Consider the following 19948-nt stretch of genomic DNA (forward strand, 5'->3'; position numbering starts at 1 on the left):
CAGGAGATGAAAGAAGTCAGGCGAACACGGCGCAGAGCACGGCCAAAAGCCACAACAGCCCGCACAGGGTCGATGCGGCCGGGATCATCCACCACCTGAGCCGCACGGCACGGCCCCGGAACCGGAAGGTCGCGCAGCAGCTGAACAGGGAAAGGACCATCTGGAAAAGCAGGCCGGACATGGCCAGGGCGGGCAGGGCCAGGACCCAGAACAGGGGATCGGACATCCAGTCGGCGCGCACGGCCAAAACCTAGCTCATGACCCACTCGGCCAGCAGCGGCGGACGCCGCAGGCCGCAGACGTGCTGGAAGTGGCAGAGCGCGGTCAGCTCCACCCCGTCCTTGATGATTGACACGGGCCGGTCGGCGGACACGACCACGACCACCAGATCCTCGTGCTCGGCCGTGAAGCGCAGGGCCGAGTTGAAACGGGCCCCGCGCGCCCGGTTCTCGCCGGGCACGCTGCGTCCGTCCATGAGACAGGCGAAGCCGTGCAGCTTGAGGTCCCGGCCGATGTGCACGGCCCCGTCCAGCTTGGCCAGGGAACAGGCCAGCTTGAGCTGGCTGGACCGGGTCAGGTCCAGGGGCTCCTCCAGGTGCTGGCCGGACATGGTCATGGGCTCGCGGGCCATGTCCACCACCAGGGTGCAGCCATGCTTGCGGTCGCGCACCCGGTTGACCATGGTCGAGGCGATCTTGAACAGGGTGTTCTGCGTCTCCATGCTCATGTCCGTCTCCAGCAGTTGCTCCTCCAGCTGGACCAGGTTGGCCCGCAGGTTGGAGGAGCGGAACCGCCCGTCGGAAAAGCTGCAGACCAGCTGGTCGCGGATCCACAGGAACCCGTAGGAGCCCGAGAATTGGGCGGCCAGGTACGCGCCGGGCATGGGCCCGATGGCGATGCCGAGCACCGAGGTGCCGTTGGAGACCAGGACCCGGCCCGAGTCCTCCACGGCCTGCAACAGCTTGCGCACGTGCTTGAAATTCGCGGTCTGGGGTTGCTCGTGTTCCGGAAAACGGCAGACGAAACGGACTTGGTCCAGCTGGTTGGGCTCCACCACCACGATGCGGCCCCGGGGCGACGCGCCCTCCTCCTTGGTGGCCGACACGCCCAGAATCGCGTCCAGGAAGGGGTAGACCCGGATCTGGGTGTCCAGCCCCACCTGGCGGGAGCGCTCGTCCACGATGAAGTCGCGGATGGCGTGGACCGCGCAGTGCTGGAGCATGAACCCGGCGGTATCCAGCCCCATGACGCTGCCGATGGCGAAATGCTGGGAAAAAAGCTCGGCCGCGTATTCCAACCAGCTCCGGGTGGGGCCCAGCGAGCACATGTCCGGGTGCTCCTCGGTGAACCACATCTGGTAGCGCACGGGATTGGACCGCGCGGCCAGGGTGATCAGGCCGGCCAGGTCCAGGTCGGTCTCCTCCTGGCTGAGGATGCGCAGCCCGTCGATCTCCTCGTCCCCACTCCGCCAGCGGCTCGAATAGAGGAAATAATCCTGAAGCTTGGGCTCGTGCCCCTCGAGCAGTCCCTGGGGATCGCAGATGCGCGGCGGCTCGCCTCGGCCCACGGCGTAGACCACGGCCACGCGGCTGGGCGGCGAGAAATGGGACAGTCCTTCCCGAAGACCGTCCAGGATATGAAATACGCAGATGTTCTCGAACGATGCTTGCGACATGCTTCCGGCTCCCACTGTCGAATTGCCGTCACGACCTTGGTCCATCCCTAGACCAGGAGTCTCAAAAATGTCCAGAGGAGGTTGGCCCGGAAAGGGGGCCGAAACGCGGCGCGCGGCCAAAAACGCGTTTCGGCAATATCCGGCATTGATGGTTGAACATTTCAATAGTTATCGCATAGAATGGGGTCGGCGTTCCCTCGGACCGCCGGTGTTGGAGCCCGTCACGACCCTGCCCGCCTCTCAAACGGAGAACCCATGAACCAGGCAAAACTCTTTTTTTCACTGACCCTTTTGGTACTGTTGCTGATATTCGGCGCATGGCTGGCGTTCTTCTTTCAGTGGTCCGCGCCCATGCCCAGGACGGCCGCCCCGGCCGCGATCGGGACCGGAACGGACACGGCCGCCGCGCCCCGCGCCCTTTCGCCCCTCGGGCCTGTCTTCAACCCTCCGGCCCTGGAGGACGCTCCCGAAAAGATCCGGCCCATGGTCATGCTCGGCTACAAAATCATGACCGAGACCAAGAAGTACGCCCCCGAATACGTGGGCAACGACATGGCCTGCACCAACTGCCACTTCGACGGCGGGCGCAGCAAAGACACCATCTCCCTGGTCGGCGTGGCCGCCAAGTACCCGCTCTATCGCGGCCGCCGCGAGTACACGGCCGACCTGGCCCTGCGCACCCAGGGGTGCTTCGAGCGCAGCATGGACGGCAAGGCCCCGGCCCCGGACAGCCAGATCATGCAGTCCCTGCTGGTCTATTACCAATGGATATCCAAGGGCATCCCCATCTACTCCACCCCGCCGTGGGCGGTCCTGGCCCACCACCTGGACAACGAGCACAAGCCCGACGCCGTCGCGGGCAAGACGGTCTTCAAGGACGTCTGCGCGCGCTGCCACGGCGAGGACGGGCTCGGCACGCCCATCGCCCCGCCCCTGTGGGGCGACGGGGCCTACAACGACGGGGCCGGGATGCACCGCATCCGGACCTTCTCGGTCTTTGTCTGGCGATTCATGCCCAAGACCGACCCGAGCCTGACCCAGGAGCAGGCCCTGGACGTGGCCGCCTACGCCCATGAACAGCCCCGGCCCAAGTTCACGGCCACCCATCCGAACAAGATCGAGCGGGTCATCCCGCTCCCCGGGGAGGCCAGGCAATGATCTTCCCCCTGATCCACGTCCCGGCCCTGGGCGACGGCATGACCATCGCCCTGAACGCCGTGCTCCACGTGCTCATCAGCCACGGGGTGGCCATCGGCATGACCATCCTCATCGTCATATTCCAGAACCTCGGGGCAACGGGCCGAGGCGGCTTCTGGGAGGAGACCGCGCGCACCCTGCTCAAACCGGTGGTCATCGTGACCACCTCGGTGGGCGCGGTGACCGGCGTGGGCATCTGGTTCATCACCGGCATCCTCGCGCCCGAAGGCATCGGCTCGCTCATCCACCTCTTCTTCTGGCCATGGTTCATCGAATGGTGGGCCTTCACCACCGAGGTCGTCCTTCTGCTCATCTACTACTTCCTCTGGGACCGCCTGGCCCAACGCCGCCCGCGCCTGCTCATGGCGCTCGGCTGGGCCTACGTGGCCGTGGCCCTGAGCTCCGCCGTGCTCATCTCCGGCATCCTCGGGTTCATGCTCACCCCGGACGGTTGGCCCCAGGGCGGAACCTTTTCCCAGGCCTACTTCAACCCGACCTTCGTGCCCCAGTTCATGCTGCGCATCTCGGCGGGCATCGTCCTGGGCGCGCTGCTCGTCCTCGGCTGGACCGCATGGCGGTTCAAGGGCGCGGCCCATGAGCGCGGCCGGGTCCTCCGCCTGACCGGCCTGGTCATGCTCGCGGCCATGGGCTCCACGGCCCTGTTCGCCTGGATCTACTTCTCGCGCATCCCCATGACCTACCTGACCCACTGGAAGTTCTCGGTGGCCACCTCGGCCTGGTCCCAGGTGCCGAACCTGCTGCCCGCGCTCAACACCGTGGCCGTGGCCTGCCTGGCCCTGGCCGCCGTGGCCGGACTGCTCAAACGGCGCAGGACCTCCATGCTCCTGTTCCTGCCCGCCCTGCTCCTGGCCGTGGGCATGGTCGCCGAGTTCGAGCGGGTCCGCGAGTTCGTGCGCGGCCCCTACCTCCTGCCCGGCTACATGTACGCCAACCAGACGCGCATGGTCCGCCAGCAGGCCGCCATGGCGCAGGGCCGCCCGCTGGCGCCGTCCATGAACTGGGTCAACGCCGCCACGGACAACGCGCCGGAGGCCCAACTGGGCCGCGCCCTGTTCGACGCCAACTGCGGGGTCTGCCACACCATCGGCGGGATCAACGACATCACCGTGCGGCTGCAAGGACGGACCCTGGAGAGCGTCAACGCCCTGACCTCCATCACCGAGAGCATGGTCCCGTTCATGACCCCGTTCAACGGGTCCGAACAGGAACGGCTGATCATGTCCGCCTACCTCTATTCACTGGCCAACAAGGACACCCTGCCCCGGCCGCAACTCCAAGGGGAGGTCAAGTGATGGCGCCCTGGCAAGACCTCTTCCTCGCCCTGCCGCTGCCCGAAATCTGGCTGCGCATCCTGCTCTTCGTGACGTTTGGCCTGCACCTGCTCTTCGTCCTGCTCATGCTCGGCACGGCCATGCTCGGCTTCATCTACTTCCTAAACGATTGCTGCTCCGGCAGCCGGGTGGAAATGGGCTGGAATCAGCGCGTGGTCAAGTCCCACCTGGGCCTCAAGAGCCTGGCCGTGGTCCTGGGCGTGGGCCCGCTGCTGATCATCCAGGTCATCTACTCCCTGGGCTTCTTCACGGCCACGGGGCTGCAGGCCTTCACCTGGCTCTCCGTCATCCCCCTGCTCATCCTCGCCTTCCTGGCCATCGAGCTGTTCGAGCACAAGATGCTCTCCCGGCCGTGGCTGGCGTTTGTCAGCGGGGCCCTCGGCCTGGGCGCGCTGCTCACGGTCCCGGCCATCTTCACCGGGGCCCTGTCGCTCATGGAACGGCCCGGCGAGTGGTCCGGGTTCGCGGCCAAGGCGCTGGCCCCCGGTTCCGTCTACCGGCCGCACTGGCTCTTCCGCTACCTGCACGTGCTCGGCGCGGCCATCGTCTTCGGCGCGGCCTTCCACCTGTTCTTCACCGCCGGTCAGGACAGCGAAAAACGCGCCCGGCTGCGCGCCTGGCTGTTCGGCTCCGTCCTCTTCCAGGTGGCCGTGGGCGTGCCCCTGCTGTTCACCGTGGCCGACGTCTTCAACTGGCCCGTGCTGAGCGCCGTGACCCTCGGGTCCGCCGCGGCCATGGCCGTGGCCTGGACCCTGCGCCCGGCGCCGGTCATGACCCTGAGCGACGGGACCATCCAGGGCGGCCGCGCACTGCTCCTGCTCCTGCCGGTCATCTTCGTGTCCATGCTCGCCGCCCGCCAGTTCCTGCAGGATTCCACCCTCATGCCCCTGCACCGACAGGCCCGCACCGCCCTGGCCCGGGAATCCGCGGACCTCGCCCGGTTCCAGCAACCGGCCCTGGACGCCTTCCGGGTCAAGCTGGCCACGGTCTACGACAACGGCCCGACCCTGTACGAGAAGAGCTGCCAACCCTGCCACGGCGCGGGCGGCCTGGGCGACGGTCCGGCCGCCAGGCGGCTGCTCGTGCGCGCCGAAGACATCGCCGCCGTGCGCGCGGACCGCGACTACGTGCGCCAGGTCCTCCTTGCCGGATGGCCCGGCTCGGGCATGCCCTACTTCACGGTCTTCGACAAAGACAAAATCGACGCACTGCTCGACCAGCTGGACGCTTCCTTCACCCTGTTCGGCCCGACCACCGTGCCCAGGCGCGAGGTCGGCCAACAGGCCCGCGACCTCTGGAAAAACACCTGCGCCACCTGCCACGGCGCGACCGGACAACCTTCCCCGTTCGGCCTCACCCTGCGGCCCGCGCCCCCGGACCTCAGCCGGTTCTCCCTGCAACCGGAACGATCCCTCCAGATCATCACCGAAGGCTACCCCGGCACCGTCATGCAACCCTACCGCGATCTGCCCGAGGAAACCCGCCGCGACCTGGTCGCCATCTCGTCCAACCTGCGGCGATAACGGGCGAAAGACACAATAACGACAAAGCCCCCGGCCTGAGGGCCGGGGGCTTTGTCGTTATGCCTCCGGCGGCTGGGGCGCTGCCCCAGACCCCGCCAGGGGGAACCCTTTGAAAAGGGTTCCCCCCTGGACCCCCTTCCCAAACTTTTTGGGTCGCCTACGGCGAAGGTGCGAAGCGGGATGGCGGAAGGCGCCCCGTCGCGGCCTTTCGCCGCCGCACGCCTCTGAGCGAAGCGAACATGGGGGGCCAGGGCAGCGCCCTGCCCGTCGGAGACGCCCCCCGGCGAGGGCTCCACCCGAAGGGGCCGCCGGAGGCATTCTTTTACGAAACTCTCGCGTTATCCCAGCCGTCTGGCGAATTCCGAAACGATGATGGCTCCGGCCTGGGCCACGTTGAGGGAGTCGAATTCGCGCAGGAAGGGGATGTGCAGGCTGTGGTGGGCGAACTTCGCGACGCCCGGGCGGACGCCTTTTTCCTCGTTGCCGAGCAGGAGCACCGCCGGGGTTTTGAGGTCGGCGGTGTAGACGTTGTCTGAGTCCGGGGTCATGCGGGCGCAGTAGAGGGTGAAGTCATAGTTGACGCAGTCCTTCATGGCATTGGCCAGGTTGCCGACCTTGGCCACCGGGAGCTTGTTCAATGCGCCGGCCGAGGAACGCACGGCCCCGGCCCCGAGATAGGCGCCGTGGTGCTGGCAGACGATGAGACCCGCGCCGCCCAGGGCGTGAACGGTGCGCGCGAGCACGCCCACGTTGCCGGTGTCCTGGACCTGGTCCAGGGCGACGATGAGCGGCAGGGGGGCTTCCGGGGCGTGTTCGAGGAGCTGTTCGAGCGGGGTGTAGTCCAGGGCCGCGCAACGGGCGGCCACGCCCTGGTGATTGCCTCGGTACATGTAGTCCAAATCCTTGGCGGTCACGGACTTGTAGGGCACGTTGCCGGTGCGGCACAGCTCGAGAATCTCCTCCATGGCCTGGTCGCGACGCCCCTTGCGGAAGGCCACGAAATCCACCTTCTGCGGGGAATCCAGCAGGAGTTCCTTGACCGGTTTGTTGCCAACTATGTAGATTTTAGAATCTTTTTTGTCCGGGCCATGATCTTGCATTCTCGAATCCTTATGGTAAAGACAGCAAATTGCTGCACATGGTTGCGTTCGACAAGGCGGTCTAGTAGGCGTTTATCGCTCCTATTGCAATCCATGGCAAGGTGGGCTAGCTGGTAGTCTCTCGCTACCGGCGCTCATGATTTTTTCTAGACTTTTCAAAGCCGGACTTATCTGATAATGGTGTGCCGAAGTCGGAGGATCGCTTGAGAGTTTTCAACTATGCTTATTTACTTGCGATGGGCCTGCTCATCGCGAGCCTGGCCGCAGGCTGTGCGCCCAAGGCGCCCCAGGAAACGGCCCCGCCCGTAGAGGAACAGGTCACCGAGAACCTCGTGCCCGAGGATGCCGAGGCGCTCGAACCCGAGATCGAGGCCGCTCCCGAAGTGGCTCCGGGCGAGGACCTGACCCAGACCGAACAGGCCGTGCTCAACCAGCGCTTCGGCCTGCTGTTCGACCTGGAGCAGCACGAGAGCGATGAAGTCGAGCTCTTCTTCACCTATTACAACCACAAGGCGCGCAAGACCATGGCCCGGTGGCTGGAACGTTCCCAGCCCTACCTGCCCTACGTGCGCCGCGTCTTCACCAAGTACGGGCTGCCCCAGGACCTGGTCCTGCTGCCCTTTGTCGAATCCGGCTACAACGTCCGGGCCTATTCCTGGGCCGGGGCCGGCGGCATGTGGCAGTTCATGCGCGGCACGGGCCGACTGTACGGGCTCCAGTCCGACTGGTGGATCGACGAACGCCGCGACCCCTACAAGGCCACGGACGCGGCGGCCCGCCATCTGAAGGATCTGTACGACAAGTTCGGCGACTGGTACCTGGCCCTGGCTGCGTACAACGCGGGCGAAGGCAAGATCGCCCGTGCTCTGAAACAGGCCAATTGCGACGATTTCTTCGAGCTGACCGAGAAGAACCGCAAGCTCTCCCGCCGCAACCGCTTGAAACGGGAAACCCAGCACTACGTCCCCAAGTTCATTGCCATTTCCAAGATTTTCCAGAACCTCGACACCCTCGGCTTCGAGCCCGTGTCCTGGGACATGGAATACGACATCACCTCGGTCAAGGTGCCCGGCGGCACCGACCTGCTCGCCCTGGCCCGCGCCGGGGGCATGTCCTGGAAGGAATTCCACGACATGAACCCCGCCTTCCGCCGCCAGGTCAGCCCGCCGCACATGGAGGCCACCGCCTACCTGCCCGCGAACAAGGCCGACAAGATGATCGCCTACCTGAGCGAGCCCGGCGCGCAGCCCTACGCGGGCTACATCCGCTACCGCGTGCGTTCCGGCGACTCCTGGTGGCGCATCTCCCGCCGTTACAACGTGCCCATCAACGTGCTCAAGAGCGTGAACAACACCCGCTCCAACAACCTGCAGCCCGGCGCCTACGTCATGGTGCCCGGCGGGGGATCGAGCCACACCGCGATCGCGTCGGCCTCCGCGCCGTCTTCCTCCTCGACCTCGTCCGCGGCCAAGACCCGGGCCATCGCCGCCCAGCGCGGCAACTACGTGGTCCGCTCCGGCGACACCCTGTGGTCCATCGCCCAGTCGTTCAACACCACGGTGTCCACCCTGCGCAAATCCAACGGATTGCGCTCCAGCCGCCTCAAGATCGGCCAGAAGCTCTACATCCCCAACAGCTCCAGCGTGGCCACCAAACAGGCCGTCAAGGACGCCGAAAAGGTCAAGACCCAAGTGGTCCAGTACAAGGTCCGGCGCGGCGACAACCTCTATTCCATCTCCCGCAAGTTCGGCGTCAAGGTCTCCGACCTCTGCCACTGGAACGCCATCAGCACCAAAACCACCATCTACGCGGGCCAGAAACTCAAGGTCTACGTCCAGTAACCATACCGACGAATGAAAAAGTCCCGGCCAGCGCAACGCTTGCCGGGACTTTTTTATGCCTCCCCTTCCCCCGGACCCCATCCCCTCCTTTTCCTGAACTTTTTATCGCCGCTTCGCGGGGAGGGAGCGCAACCAAAAGACCTCCGACTCAGCAATGAGCCGAAGGCCTTTCATTATTATCTGGAGCGAATCGGGTGCGCAGCACCCGACAGCGGCTCTTATTACCGCGCTAGCACAAGGCTTTCGAGAGTGGGCCTCTTACACCGTAATAGTATTAAATTATCTCAGCGCCGCTCAGTACTGCAACAAACCGCTTGAAGACATTCATGTCGACATTCTCCCGCATCTCGTTGCGTATGAGGGAGAGGGCCTCGTAGGGTTCCATGGCTTCGGCATAGGGGCGGTCCGAGGTCAGGGCGTCGTAGATGTCGGACAGGGAAATGATGCGCACCGCCAAGGGCACGTTGTCGCCCCGGATGCCCGCCGGGTAGCCCGAGCCGTCCATGGTCTCGTGATGAAACAGGATGCAGTTGATCGTGTTCTGGGTCATGGGCAGGTGCGCGCACATGGACACCCCGTGCACCGGGTGCTCCTTGATGATTTCGCGTTCCGCCGTGGTCAGCGGCCCGCGCTTGTTCAGGATGCGCTTGGGAATCTTGGCCTTGCCCACGTCGTGCAGCAGCGCGCCCAGCCCGTATTCGAAGACCTCGCTCTCGGTCATCTCGAAGGTCTGGAACAGGGCCACGGAATAGACGAAGACGTGCATGCAGTGGGTGTATGTCTTGTAGTCGTGCGAGATGAACGGGGCCACGGCGGACAGGGAGTTGTCCTTGGCCAGGAACTTGATGGAATTGCGTACGATCTCGGTGATGCGGTCCAGGTGCCGGGCCCGTAGCGCGCTCGGCAGCTTGCGGTCGAACACGTCCTGCAGGACCACTGTGGTGGCCTCGAAAAATATCCTCGAGCGCGCCTCGATGGGCAGGGTCTCGTCCAGCAGGATCCCGCCCAGGTTGCGCTCGATGTACTTCTCGTACTCGGCCCGCTCCGAACCCTGGACGTACACTTCCTTGATCCCGTTCTTGTGCAGGTTCTGGCGGTGGCGGGTGGTGAATTTCTGGCCCGAAGAAGTGTAAAGGACGAAGTCCCCACCCTGCCAGAGGTAGACGGAGAAGTTCCCCAAGGCTTCCGGAAACAGCATGACCGGAGAGACGGGAAAGTAGGATACCGGCCGAGCGGCGCGGGAGTTCGTATCCATTCCCGGAATGCATATAATATTAGTTGAGCGATTGCTAGTAAAAATCAGGACAATGTCTAGAAGATAAAGTACAATCTATGTTTCGACATGTGACAAGGTCTGCACAAGGCCGCTGATACTGCCGGGCCCGCGCGGGTTCCGGCCCTTCTTGTGCAACAAACCGGAACGCGCTAGTGTCATGTGCATCCCGTACCCTCCAGGAGAACCCCATGAAAAAATGCCTGCTCGCCTGTCTGCTCGTCCTGTTCGCCGCCACCGCCCGGGCAGAAGACCCGCTCCGTTTGCTGGCGGACAGGGATTTCGCGCCCTATTCCATGGTCATCGACGGCGTGCCCTCGGGCATCGACGTGGATGTCTTCACCGAGGCCGCCCGCCGGGCCGGGCTTGAAATCGAAATCCAGGCCAGGCCCCTGGAAACCGTCCTGGAAAGGGTTCAGAACGGCCGCTGCGACGGCGCGCTCGCCCTGTTCCGCAGCCCGGGCCGCGAACGCTACGCGCTGTTCATGGAAGCCACCCCGATCCACTACAGCGACTACGTGCTCTTTACCAAGGTCGGTGCCAAATTTCCGTTCAATTCCTACCAGGATCTGGCGGGCAAGGTCATCGGCCTGGCCGCCGGGCTCGACCTCGGACCGGAGTTCGCCGCCGCCCGCGCCAAGGGCGACATGCTCGTCAAGGAATACCCGGACCAACGGGCCATCCTCGCCGGACTGCTCGGCGGCGAGATCGACGCCTTTGCCGGCAATATCGACGTCACCTACTACCGGCTCAAGGCCATGGGCCTGACCAGCTCCGTGGTCTACCTCAACCGCAAGCTCCTGACCGGCAAGCCCTCTTACGCCGTGCTCTCCCGGGCCGCCAAACGCCAGGACAAGGAAGAGATCATCCAGGCCCTGGAAAAAGCCCTGGACCAGATGGCCAAGGACGGCACCTACAACGCCATCGCCCGGCGCTACCTCCTGCGCTTCTAGGCGCAGGCGGGCCGTCTGGTCACGAAGTCGGGGCTCCGCCCCGAACCCCGCTGAGGCGCTGCCCCAGACCCCGCCAGGGAACCTTTTGAAAAGGGTTCTCTGAACCCTCCCAAACTTTTTGTGTCGCTGCGGCGAAGGCGCGGGTGCGGGAAAGCGGATTGTCGCGAGTGGGGGTTGGAAGTCGCCCGGCCAGGAGGCGTCCCGTCGCGGCTTTCCGCCGCCGCACGAACCTGAGCGAAGCGAACACGGGATTCTTAAGGCCCTCGGCCTTAAGCGGGGACGCGTCGGGTCTTAGGCCGAGCTTGCTCGGTCTTAGAGCCGTCGACAGCAGCGATAGGGCAGCGCCCTGGTCTCTCCGAAGGAGCCCGCCGGGAGGGACGCCGGAGGCATTTCCTGCCGGACGAAAGGCTTACAAATCCACCAATTCCACGTCGGTCTCGGCGATGGGCGTGCCCAGGAAGCGGGAGCCGGTGCGGGCGAAGCGGGGGACGTCGTCGGTGGTCAGGTAGCGGGTCGCGCCGCAGCCGTTTTCAGGGCGGCCGAGGTGCAGGCGGTCGAGTTCCCGGTACACGGTTTCGGCGGTGGTTGCGGCGGAGTCCACGATGGTGGTCCGGGTCGGGACCACGTTGCGGATGGCGGGGGCCAGCAGCGGGAAGTGGGTGCAGCCGAGCACGAGGGTGTCGGGGATGACGGGGTGCCCGGTGCCGGACGCGGGTTTGAAGATGGGGTCGAGGTAGCGGGCGGCCACGGCTTCGGGCACCTGGCCGTCGGTCCAGCCTTCCTCGGCCAGGGCCACGAACAGCGGGCAGGGGTGGCCGATGATCCGGGCCTGGGGCCTGAGGGCGTGGATGGCGCGCTGGTAGGCCCCGCCCGCGATGGTCGATTCCGTGGCGATGACCGCCACGGCCTGGTTCACGGTGGCCTCGCAGGCGGCGTGCGCGCCGGGCTCGACCACGCCGATGACGGGCACGCCGGGGTTGGCCTGGCGCAGGGCGTCCAGGGCCACGGCCGAGGCGGTGTTGCAGGCCACCACGAGCAGCTTGACCCCGCGTTTGATCAGTTCGCCGCCGCACTGCACGCCGTAGCGGGTGACGGTCTGGGGCGACTTGGTCCCGTAGGGCAGCCGCGCGGTATCGCCGAGATAGATGACGTCCTCGCACGGCATGCGTTCGCGCAACGCCTTGAGCACGGTCAGTCCGCCCACGCCCGAATCGAACATGCCGATGGGCAACTTCGCCTGATTCTTCATTTTCCCGACTCCATGCGCTGCGGTTCTCTCCTTCGCGCCGCAAAGTCTACACATTTCCTTGAAAATGTCTAAACCAATCGCGACAAGCGGCGGAGGGGACGGGGGGGCGTCTTATTCGGCCTTGGAGTAGCCGAGCATCTTCTGGGCCCAGCTGCGGGACTGGATGTAGAGCAGTTCGGCCTGGAAGGAGTCCAGGGAGAGTTTTCTGAGGCGCTGGGCGGTTTCGCCCCACTGGCCGCGCTCGTAGCTGGCGGCCAGGCGCAGGAGGTCGTAGAGATCCCCGTTGCCGTCCAAGGCCTGGACCACGGATTCCTCCAGGGGCAGGGACTTGATGATGTCGTGCATGTTCATGCCGAGCATGGCGTCGAGCAGGGAGAAGAGGCCGGTCATGAACAGGGTGTCGGGCTCGCACACGGCCCGGTTGGAGCTGGAGCAGATGGACTCCAGAAACTTGGCCCGGTGTACGGCCATGTAGGCCAGTTCCGCGGCCTTGGGCGAAGGGTTGAGGTCGGCGATGACCGCGCTGCGCAGCCATTGTTTGGACTGGATCGTGCCCATCATGTCCAGGGCCCTCTTGGCCGAGGTGATCTTGTGGGCGAGGCCGATTCCCACGGAGTTGATGTAGCGGAACAGGCGGTAGGTCAGGCTCGGATCGGAACGCAGGATGGCGGCCAGGCGCGCGGGCTCGAAGTCCGGCCTGGCCAGTTCGCCGAGGACCTGGAGCTTGGTGGTCTCGGCCGCGGTCAGCTTGCGGCCGGGGATGATTTCCGGACGGCTGAAGAAGAACCCCTGGAACAGGGAGAAGCCCATGTCGCGCAAGGTTCTGAAGGTCTCGTTGTCCTCGACCTTTTCGGCCAGCAGTGTCACGTCGCCGGGCAGTCCGGCCATTCCTTCCCTGATGCGCTTCGGATCCGCGTCCAGGGCCAGGATGTCCATCTTGACGATGTCGGCCAGCTCCACGAAGGGGCGCAGTTCGTCCTGGCCGAAGAAGTCGTCCACGGCCAGGGTGTAGCCCGCGTCCTTGAGACGCCGGGCGGCGGCCAGGGTCTCCTTGGAGGGCCGGACGTTCTCCAGGATCTCGACCACGCACCGTTCCTTGGGCAGGGCGAAACCGGCGTCGTCCACGAGCAGCTTTTCCGGGAAGTTGATGAGGATTTTGGCCGCGTGATCCATGCCCTCGGTGGCCAGGGCCAGGCCGTCGGCGATGACCGAGGCCGTGGCCTGGGACTCGTCACTGATGACGGCCACGTTGTCCCGGCCCGCGCGAAAGAGCAGTTCGTACCCCCATACGGACTCGTCCGGCCGGAAGACCGGCTGCCGCGCGATGAACATGGATTCAAACGGTTCGGTCTTGTCCTGCATGCCTTGTCGTCTCCCTGTGTGTTCCGGCCCGGGGGGAGGGCCGGGAAATCCGTCAGCAGAACGGCTCATGGCCGTGGTTGCGCCGAAGTCTGGCCGTGAACGCGTCCAGGTCGTCTCCGCATTCGGCCAGAATCTTGTCCAGGTAGGCCAGGTTGTTGTCGATGGCCTCCCGGTAGAGGTCCTTGTCCACCTGCTGGCGCGTTCGGAAATAGTCGAGCATGTAGCGGTCCGCGCCCCGGAACTCCTTGTCCAGCCTTTTGCGGGCCACGTCCTTGTAAAAGGACCGGGTCTTGAGCACCAGGTCCAGGGCGCTGCCGTAGCCGGGCAGCTTGGCCTCCTGGAACTCCTCGAAGAGCAGGAGGAGCTTTTCCAGGTAGTAGCGGTCCGCGATCTGGGCCAGGAGGTCGGCGGTGCCTGTGAAATGGCCCATTCTGCGCATGTTTTCGGTGCGGAAGACGATCTTGGCCGGGGACATGGCCAGGATGGTGCAGCGGATGCAGTCGGCGATGTCCTCGATGCCCTGTTCGTCCAGGGTCCCGTTCAGGTACCAGCGCATGAACTGGATGGAGCGTTCCTCGTGGCCCACGGTGTGCTTGGCCCCGGTGCCCTGGGTGTCGTCCACGTCCTGGATGAGCCCCACGTCGTGGAACAGGGCGGCCAGAAGCCCCTTGAGGCAGTCGGTCTCGGAAAAGCGGTGGTCCCGGGTCATGGCCCCGTAGATCAGGCGCGCCGAGGCCAGGACCACGGAGCAGGTGTGCTCGAAGTTGTGGTATTTGGTGTTGCTCGCCCGGTATCCGGGATAGCGGCCCGCGAAGAGCCGCTCCACGTCGGCAAAGGCGCGGTGGAATATCCGGCCGTCGTAGCCGGGGAAGAACGCCCGCGTGAGGTCCTCGGTCTCACGGCGCACGCACTCGGCGTCCACCGGGTCCACAAAATCGTAGAGCTTCATCTCGGACCCTGCCATGGGCTACGTTCCGGGGGTTTCCACCCACCTGTCGCGGATGGCCTTGATGACGTCGAAGATTTCCAGGAAGATTTCCACTATCTCTGGGTCGAAATGGGTGCCCGCGTCCTTTTCCAGTATGCCCAGGCACTTTTCGTCCGGGAACGGGTCCTTGTATGACCGGGGGGAGGCCAGAGCGTCATACACGTCGGCCACCGCGCAGATACGCGCGGACAGGGGAATGCCCTCGCCGCTCATGGGCGCGCCGCCGAGGGTCGGCTCTTCGGCCCAGACCTGGTCCAGTGGGATGGAGGGGTAGCCCCTGCCCGCCCATTTCTCGTGGTGATACAGGGCGATCTCCTGGGACATGCGGTCCAGCTCCGAGGTCTGGTTCCTGAAGAGACGGGCCCCGAAGATGGTGTGCCACTTCATGATGTCGTATTCCTCGTCGGTCAGCTTGGCGGGCTTCTTGAGGATGGCGTCGGAGATGCCGACCTTGCCCACGTCGTGGAGCATGGCGGCCAGGCGCAGGTTGTCGCGGGTATTCTTGATGTCCTTGGCGGAGAGGCCACGGCGGGCGGCCCAGGTTCCGTAGATTTCCGCGCAGTACGCACCCACCCTCTGGACATGCGCCCCGGTCTCGGCCGGGTCGCGCAGTTCGGCCATCTGCATCATGCGCAGGATGAGCTCGCGGTTCATGAGGCCGCGCTCGATGGCCACCGAGGCGTTGTTGCAGAACAGCGGGATGTAGGTCTTGGCCTCGTCGGAAAAGGGGACCACCGCGCCGGACTCGTTCTTGGCGTTGATCAGCTGCATGACCCCGACCAGCCTGCTCTCCTGGGCGATGAGCGGGATGGCCAGCATGCTGGTGGTCCGGAAGCCGGATTTTTCGTCAAAGGACTTGTTGAAGGAAAAGGGGAGGGTCGGGTCCAGTTCGTAGGCATCGTCGATGGACAGGCTCTGGCGGGTCTTGGCCACGTAGCCCACGATGGACTGCTCGCTGATGGGGATGCCGAAGTTCTGGTACAGGGCGGCGTTGGCGGCTTCGGTCTTGAACAGGGTGTCGTTCTGGACGTAGCTGAAGATCAGCCGGTCGTTGTCCACCAGGAAGATGGACCCGGCGTCCGCGCCGGAAAACCGCCTGGATTCCTGGAGAATCTTGTCCAGGATCGTGTCCACGTCCTTGAGTTGGTTGACCTCGTCGGTGATCTTGAGGATCGTCAATACCGCGTCGTCGCGGCCTTCCAAACGTTCAATGCCCATGTCGGCCCTCCGGGTTGCTACTGCTCCATATATCCCCTATTCCCAAGGGAAAATCAAACATTCCGTCCGGCGCGGCAGTGGGGCGGACGGGAAAAAGGGGATGGCCGGGTTCTATATCTCCGGGATGCCCTTGGGAATGAGGCAGACGAAGACCAGAGGCGCGTCGCCGGTGTTGGTCACGTAGTGCTCCTCGTCCGGGGCCACGTAGACCACGCTGCCCGGGCCGACGTCCAGTTTGTCGCCGTCCTTGATGACGTAGCCAGTGCCCGCGTGATAGAATTGCTGGTGCTCCCACGGGTGGGCGTGCAGCGGAATCTGGGCGCCGGGCTCGAGCTCGATGACCCGCATGCAGAAATTGACGTCGTCGTCCTCCTTGCCGATGACCACCCGGCCGGTCACGCCCGGCCCGGCCACCTTCAGCTCCACGGGGTCCACGTCCGTATACTTTATTACTTTCATCGTCGTTCTCTCCTGCCTGTTGACGTTGCGTCCCCCCTGAAAGGGGCGGACCTAGGCAGGCTAGCACAGCCCCGGTGCGGACGCCAGACGCCACCGACCGGGCTTTTCGGGCGCAAAAGGGACTTCCCTGCGAAGCGAGACAAAACCGCGCCGCAGGCGCATAAACGGGATGCAAGGGTGCGGACCCCCTGCCCGCCGGAGGCGAAATCATCTGAAATCGCCGCGCAGCGGCTTCCCACCTGCCTTTCGCTTTCATCGCAGGAAAGACGCCAAACAAAAAGGCCCGCCGGTTTGCACCGGCGGGCCGTGTTTTCGTTTATCCCTTGGTCTAGCCCAGGATTTCGGCCAGGTCGGCCTCGGGGGTGGTGATCGGGGCGATGTTGTAGTTCTCGACCAGGAGGTTGAGGACGTTGGGGGTGATGAAGGACGGCAGGGACGGTCCGAGCTTGATGTTTTTGATGCCCAGGGCGAGCAGGGACAGGAGGATGGCCACGGCCTTCTGCTCGTACCAGGACAGGACCAGGGAGAGCGGCAGATCGTTGACTCCGCAGTCGAAAGCCTTGGCCAGGGCCAGGGCGATCTGGACCGCGGAGTAGGCGTCGTTGCACTGGCCCACGTCGAGCAGGCGCGGGATGCCGCCGATGTCGCCGAGCTGCTTGTCGAAGAAGCGGAACTTGCCGCAGGCCAGGGTCAGGATGACCGTGTCGGCCGGGGCCTGCTCCACGAACTCGGTGTAGTAGTTGCGGCCGGGCTTGGCCCCGTCGCAGCCGCCCACCAGGAAGAAGTGGCGGATGTCGCCGGACTTGACCGCGTTGATGACCGTGTCGGCCACGGACATGACCGCGTTGCGGGCAAAGCCGGTCATTACCGATCCCTTATCGATATCTGCTTCAAACCCCGGCATGGCAAGGGCCCGCTCGATGACGGGGGTGAAATCGTCATTGCCCACATGGACCGCGCCGGGCCAGCCGACCAGGCCGGTGGTGAAGATGTTGTCGATGTATTTCTTGGGGTCCTGGATGCAGTTGGTGGTCATCAGGATGGCGCCCGGGAACTCGGCGAATTCCTTTTTCTGGTTCTGCCAGGCCGTGCCGTAGTGACCGGCCAGATGCGGGTACTTGTGCAGCTCGGGGTAGCCGTGGCAGGGGAGCATTTCGCCGTGGGTATAGACGTTGATGCCCTTGCCCTCGGTCTGCTTGAGCAGGGTCTCGAGATCCTTGAGGTCGTGGCCCGAGACCAGGATGGCCTTGCCCGCGGTGGGGCCGAGCTTGACCTCGGTGGGAACCGGATGGCCGTAGGCCGAGGTGTTGGCGTCGTCCAGCAGCTCCATGGCCCGGATGTTGATGCGTCCGCACTCGAGCCCGGCCTCCACGGCCTGCTCCAGGGTCAGCCCGGTGGCCAGGGTGGCGGCCAGCAGCCCCTGGAACTTGGCGTACAGTTCGTCGTCCTCGCGGCCCAGGATGGCGGCGTGGTCCATGTAGGCGGCCACGCCCTTGAGGCCGTAGGTCAGGGTGTGCTTGAGGGACTTGATGTCCGGGTCGGGCTCGGGATCGGACTCCACGCCGACCGCCTTGCCCTGGGCAACCAGGCCGGGGATGTCGAGGGCGGGAGCCATCACGGCCGGGCCACCGAACTCCACGCCGGACACCTTGGTCTTGAGCCCTTCGCGCAGGGACACGCACTTGTTGATCAGGGTGACGAACCGGGCGTCGTCGAAATTCACGTTGGTCAGGGTGGAGAAGACCGCCTCGGAGATGAAGCGGTTCACTTCGTTGTCCTCGATGCCCTGCCCGCGGGCGGCCACGGCCACCTGGGCGAGGCCTTTGGTCAGGTGGAGGAGAAGGTCCTGGAGGGTGGCGGTGGAATCGGTCTTGCCGCACACGCCGATTTTGGTGCAACCGCCCTTGGCGGTCTGTTCACACTGGTAACAAAACATGGTTTCACTCCTTTGTTTTGGTGAATTGCTCTCGATGCGTCCAAGGCTAGGGCATCCAGCGGAACAGGAGTATGATTTAAGTCAAAAAAGGGGGAAAAACGAAAATACTGATCTTGACCCGCAGGTTGTGGTCCGGGCCCGAAAGGACTATCCTTCCGGCATGACTCGAACAATCACCGTCTTTCTGGCGGACGCCTTCACCACGGAGCCCGGCAAGGGCAACCGCGCGGGCGTGGTCCTGGACGCGGAGGGGCTGCCCGATGCGGCCATGCGGGCCGTGGCCGCCTTGGTCGGCGTGTCCGAGACCGCGTTCCTGTCCCCCGCGCCGGAGGGGGCGGACTACGACCTGGTGCAACGCTATTTCACGCCCGAGGTGGAGGTGCCGACCTGCGGCCACGCCACCATCGGATCGCACTTCGTGCGCGCCCGGGCCCTGGGCATGGCGCACGGCCGGGTGCGCATCATGACCGGGGCGGGCGTGCTGCCCGTCGACCTAGAGACCGTGGACGGACGGCTCAAGGTGACCATGACCCAGGGCGCGGTGGCCTTTACCCCGCCCTACGGCGCCGAGGTGCGCGAGGCCATCCTGGCCGGGCTCGGCCTCGGGCCGGGCGACCTGGCGGACGGGTTGCCCGTGCAGGAGGTCTCCACCGGTCACTCCAAGGTCATGGTTCCCATCCGCTCCGTGGCCGTCCTGGACGGGCTTGCCCCGGACATGGCCGCGCTCCGGGCGCTCAGCCGGGAGATCGGCTGCAACGGCTATTTCGTCTTTGTCCTGAACGGCGGGCAGGACCCGTGCCTGACCAGCGGGCGGATGTTCGCCCCGGCCGTGGGCATCGACGAGGACCCGGTCACGGGCAACGGCAACGGGCCGTGCGGGGCGTATCTCTCCCGATACGGCGTGCTGCCCGACCAACCGGTCGTCCGCTACCTGGGCCGCCAGGGCGTGGCCATGGGGAGCGAAGGGCGCATCGAGGTCACCGTGACCCGCGATTCAAACGGCCCGCATAAAGTCCAGGTGGGCGGCACGGCTGTGGAGGCGGGCCGTTTGAAGATCGAATTGTCCGACGATAATGGAAACATTTCAGCAACTATTTTGTAATACGGGAGAGGCGGGAACATGCGAACCAGACTGGACCATATCGTCATCGCGGCCACGGACATGGAACGGGGCGTTGACTGGGCCGAGAAGCAACTCGGCGTGCGCGTGCCGCGCGGCGGGGTGCACGAGACCATGGGCACCCGCAATCACGTCATGCGCATCGGAGCGGAGATGTTTCTGGAGATCATCGCCATCAATCCGGACGGCCCGGTCCCGGCCAAGCCTCGCTGGTTCGGCCTGGACGACCCGTCCGTGCGCGAGCGGCTGGACCGTTCGCCCGCCTTCCTGGCCTGGGTGGCCAACACCGACGATATCGCGGCCTTCCTGGACGCGGCCCCCATGTCTTTCGGCCAGGCCACGCCGGTCAGCCGGGGCGAGCTGAACTGGCAGTTCGCCCTGCCCTCGGACGGGCGGTTACTGGCCGGGGGCATGCTGCCCTACGCCATCCAGTGGCAGACCGAGTTCCATCCGGCCCTGTCCATGCCCGACCTGGGATGCCGCCTGCTCGGCCTGAACATCTATCACCCCTACCCCGAGTGGCTGGGCGGCATTCTGGACGCCGTGGGCCCGGTGGATATGGTCAAGGTGCATCCCCTGCCGCCCCTGGAGGCGCCGCGCATGGCCGCGCGCATCGACACCCCGGAGGGCGTCCGGCTGCTGGAGACCATGCCCGGAGCCTGCGGCTGCCCGCCGCGCCGGGCATAGCCGACAGGCATGCGC

Annotated in this window: 17 protein-coding genes; 7 read left to right on the forward strand and 10 right to left on the reverse strand. The window is 65.2% G+C overall.

The genetic code is table 11. From position 1 onward, the window contains the following. Positions 1-16: 16 nt before the first annotated feature. Positions 17-241 (reverse strand): competence protein ComEC, encoded by a 225-nt coding sequence (locus BerOc1_RS08395; RefSeq protein WP_071547058.1) that lies wholly within the window; start codon positions 239-241, stop codon positions 17-19. 9 nt (positions 242-250) lie between these two features. After that, entirely contained in the window at positions 251-1675 is a 1425-nt protein-coding gene (locus BerOc1_RS08400) for a DNA integrity scanning protein DisA nucleotide-binding domain protein (RefSeq protein ID WP_071545266.1), read from the reverse strand. Positions 1676-1930: 255 nt separating this feature from the next. Here BerOc1_RS08400 and BerOc1_RS08405 point away from each other — a divergent pair, with 255 nt between their 5' ends. Genes BerOc1_RS08405 through BerOc1_RS08415 form a run of 3 tightly spaced genes read left to right on the forward strand, consistent with a single transcriptional unit; the run spans position 1931 to position 5747 of the window. Continuing rightward, positions 1931-2833, forward strand: a complete 903-nt coding sequence (locus BerOc1_RS08405; RefSeq protein WP_071545267.1) for a c-type cytochrome — start codon at positions 1931-1933, stop codon at positions 2831-2833. Then, complete coding sequence (locus tag BerOc1_RS08410; RefSeq protein ID WP_071545268.1) at positions 2830-4185, forward strand: cytochrome ubiquinol oxidase subunit I; 1356 nt, start codon at positions 2830-2832, stop codon at positions 4183-4185. The genes BerOc1_RS08405 and BerOc1_RS08410 overlap by 4 nt, the downstream gene beginning before the upstream one ends. Further along, entirely contained in the window at positions 4185-5747 is a 1563-nt protein-coding gene (locus tag BerOc1_RS08415) for a c-type cytochrome (RefSeq protein WP_071545269.1), read from the forward strand. The genes BerOc1_RS08410 and BerOc1_RS08415 overlap by 1 nt, the downstream gene beginning before the upstream one ends. A 338-nt stretch (positions 5748-6085) precedes the next feature. Here the strand turns inward: BerOc1_RS08415 and BerOc1_RS08420 are convergent, their stop codons facing one another. After that, positions 6086-6847, reverse strand: a complete 762-nt coding sequence (locus tag BerOc1_RS08420; RefSeq protein WP_071545270.1) for a TrmH family RNA methyltransferase — start codon at positions 6845-6847, stop codon at positions 6086-6088. A gap of 203 nt (positions 6848-7050) precedes the next feature. On the opposite strand from BerOc1_RS08420, the gene BerOc1_RS08425 reads away from it, so the two are divergent. Continuing rightward, positions 7051-8688, forward strand: coding sequence for a lytic transglycosylase domain-containing protein (locus BerOc1_RS08425; protein WP_084641275.1), 1638 nt, complete (start codon positions 7051-7053; stop codon positions 8686-8688). A gap of 274 nt (positions 8689-8962) precedes the next feature. Here the strand turns inward: BerOc1_RS08425 and BerOc1_RS08430 are convergent, their stop codons facing one another. Further along, entirely contained in the window at positions 8963-9868 is a 906-nt protein-coding gene (locus tag BerOc1_RS08430; protein WP_242652923.1) for an HD-GYP domain-containing protein, read from the reverse strand. Positions 9869-10152: 284 nt separating this feature from the next. On the opposite strand from BerOc1_RS08430, the gene BerOc1_RS08435 reads away from it, so the two are divergent. Further along, the gene (locus tag BerOc1_RS08435) at positions 10153-10914 is read left to right on the forward strand and encodes a substrate-binding periplasmic protein (RefSeq protein ID WP_071545273.1); all 762 of its coding nucleotides are present in this window, start codon (positions 10153-10155) and stop codon (positions 10912-10914) included. Between the two features lie 409 nt (positions 10915-11323). Here the strand turns inward: BerOc1_RS08435 and murI are convergent, their stop codons facing one another. From murI to hcp, 6 genes are all read right to left on the reverse strand, one after another. Further along, on the reverse strand, positions 11324-12163 hold the full coding sequence (murI, locus tag BerOc1_RS08440; protein ID WP_071545274.1) for a glutamate racemase: 840 nt from the start codon (positions 12161-12163) through the stop codon (positions 11324-11326). A 111-nt stretch (positions 12164-12274) separates the two neighbouring features. Beyond that, entirely contained in the window at positions 12275-13525 is a 1251-nt protein-coding gene (locus BerOc1_RS08445; protein WP_071545275.1) for an EAL and HDOD domain-containing protein, read from the reverse strand. A 52-nt stretch (positions 13526-13577) separates the two neighbouring features. Beyond that, positions 13578-14489, reverse strand: a complete 912-nt coding sequence (locus BerOc1_RS08450; RefSeq protein WP_071545276.1) for an HD domain-containing protein — start codon at positions 14487-14489, stop codon at positions 13578-13580. 3 nt (positions 14490-14492) lie between these two features. Further along, positions 14493-15731, reverse strand: coding sequence for an HD domain-containing phosphohydrolase (locus BerOc1_RS08455; protein WP_071545277.1), 1239 nt, complete (start codon positions 15729-15731; stop codon positions 14493-14495). A gap of 111 nt (positions 15732-15842) precedes the next feature. Beyond that, complete coding sequence (locus tag BerOc1_RS08460) at positions 15843-16190, reverse strand: cupin domain-containing protein (RefSeq protein ID WP_071545278.1); 348 nt, start codon at positions 16188-16190, stop codon at positions 15843-15845. 328 nt (positions 16191-16518) lie between these two features. Beyond that, positions 16519-18126 carry a hydroxylamine reductase gene (hcp, locus tag BerOc1_RS08465; RefSeq protein WP_071545279.1) on the reverse strand — a complete coding sequence of 536 codons (1608 nt, stop codon included), beginning with the start codon at positions 18124-18126 and terminating at the stop codon, positions 16519-16521. A gap of 160 nt (positions 18127-18286) precedes the next feature. Between hcp and BerOc1_RS08470 the strand changes: the two genes are divergently transcribed. Together BerOc1_RS08470 and BerOc1_RS08475 are read left to right on the forward strand one after the other, a co-directional pair. Beyond that, positions 18287-19228, forward strand: a complete 942-nt coding sequence (locus tag BerOc1_RS08470) for a PhzF family phenazine biosynthesis isomerase (RefSeq protein WP_071545280.1) — start codon at positions 18287-18289, stop codon at positions 19226-19228. 18 nt (positions 19229-19246) lie between these two features. Further along, entirely contained in the window at positions 19247-19933 is a 687-nt protein-coding gene (locus tag BerOc1_RS08475) for a VOC family protein (protein ID WP_071545281.1), read from the forward strand. Positions 19934-19948: the final 15 nt, after the last annotated feature.

The sequence above is a fragment of the Pseudodesulfovibrio hydrargyri genome (assembly GCF_001874525.1).
Lineage (GTDB): Bacteria > Desulfobacterota > Desulfovibrionia > Desulfovibrionales > Desulfovibrionaceae > Pseudodesulfovibrio > Pseudodesulfovibrio hydrargyri.

What these genes read in the sequence shown, in the direction of transcription:
- BerOc1_RS08410 (WP_071545268.1), top strand. Translation starts at nt 2,830, where the DNA reads ATGATCTTCCCCCTGATCCACGTCCCGGCCCTGGGCGACGGCATGACC.
- BerOc1_RS08470 (WP_071545280.1), top strand. Translation starts at nt 18,287, where the DNA reads ATGACTCGAACAATCACCGTCTTTCTGGCGGACGCCTTCACCACGGAG.
- BerOc1_RS08405 (WP_071545267.1), top strand. Translation starts at nt 1,931, where the DNA reads ATGAACCAGGCAAAACTCTTTTTTTCACTGACCCTTTTGGTACTGTTG.
- murI (WP_071545274.1), bottom strand. Translation starts at nt 12,163, where the DNA reads ATGAAGAATCAGGCGAAGTTGCCCATCGGCATGTTCGATTCGGGCGTG.
- BerOc1_RS08445 (WP_071545275.1), bottom strand. Translation starts at nt 13,525, where the DNA reads ATGCAGGACAAGACCGAACCGTTTGAATCCATGTTCATCGCGCGGCAG.
- BerOc1_RS08455 (WP_071545277.1), bottom strand. Translation starts at nt 15,731, where the DNA reads ATGGGCATTGAACGTTTGGAAGGCCGCGACGACGCGGTATTGACGATC.
- BerOc1_RS08450 (WP_071545276.1), bottom strand. Translation starts at nt 14,489, where the DNA reads ATGGCAGGGTCCGAGATGAAGCTCTACGATTTTGTGGACCCGGTGGAC.
- BerOc1_RS08400 (WP_071545266.1), bottom strand. Translation starts at nt 1,675, where the DNA reads ATGTCGCAAGCATCGTTCGAGAACATCTGCGTATTTCATATCCTGGAC.
- BerOc1_RS08460 (WP_071545278.1), bottom strand. Translation starts at nt 16,190, where the DNA reads ATGAAAGTAATAAAGTATACGGACGTGGACCCCGTGGAGCTGAAGGTG.
- BerOc1_RS08415 (WP_071545269.1), top strand. Translation starts at nt 4,185, where the DNA reads ATGGCGCCCTGGCAAGACCTCTTCCTCGCCCTGCCGCTGCCCGAAATC.
- BerOc1_RS08435 (WP_071545273.1), top strand. Translation starts at nt 10,153, where the DNA reads ATGAAAAAATGCCTGCTCGCCTGTCTGCTCGTCCTGTTCGCCGCCACC.
- BerOc1_RS08420 (WP_071545270.1), bottom strand. Translation starts at nt 6,847, where the DNA reads ATGCAAGATCATGGCCCGGACAAAAAAGATTCTAAAATCTACATAGTT.
- BerOc1_RS08475 (WP_071545281.1), top strand. Translation starts at nt 19,247, where the DNA reads ATGCGAACCAGACTGGACCATATCGTCATCGCGGCCACGGACATGGAA.
- hcp (WP_071545279.1), bottom strand. Translation starts at nt 18,126, where the DNA reads ATGTTTTGTTACCAGTGTGAACAGACCGCCAAGGGCGGTTGCACCAAA.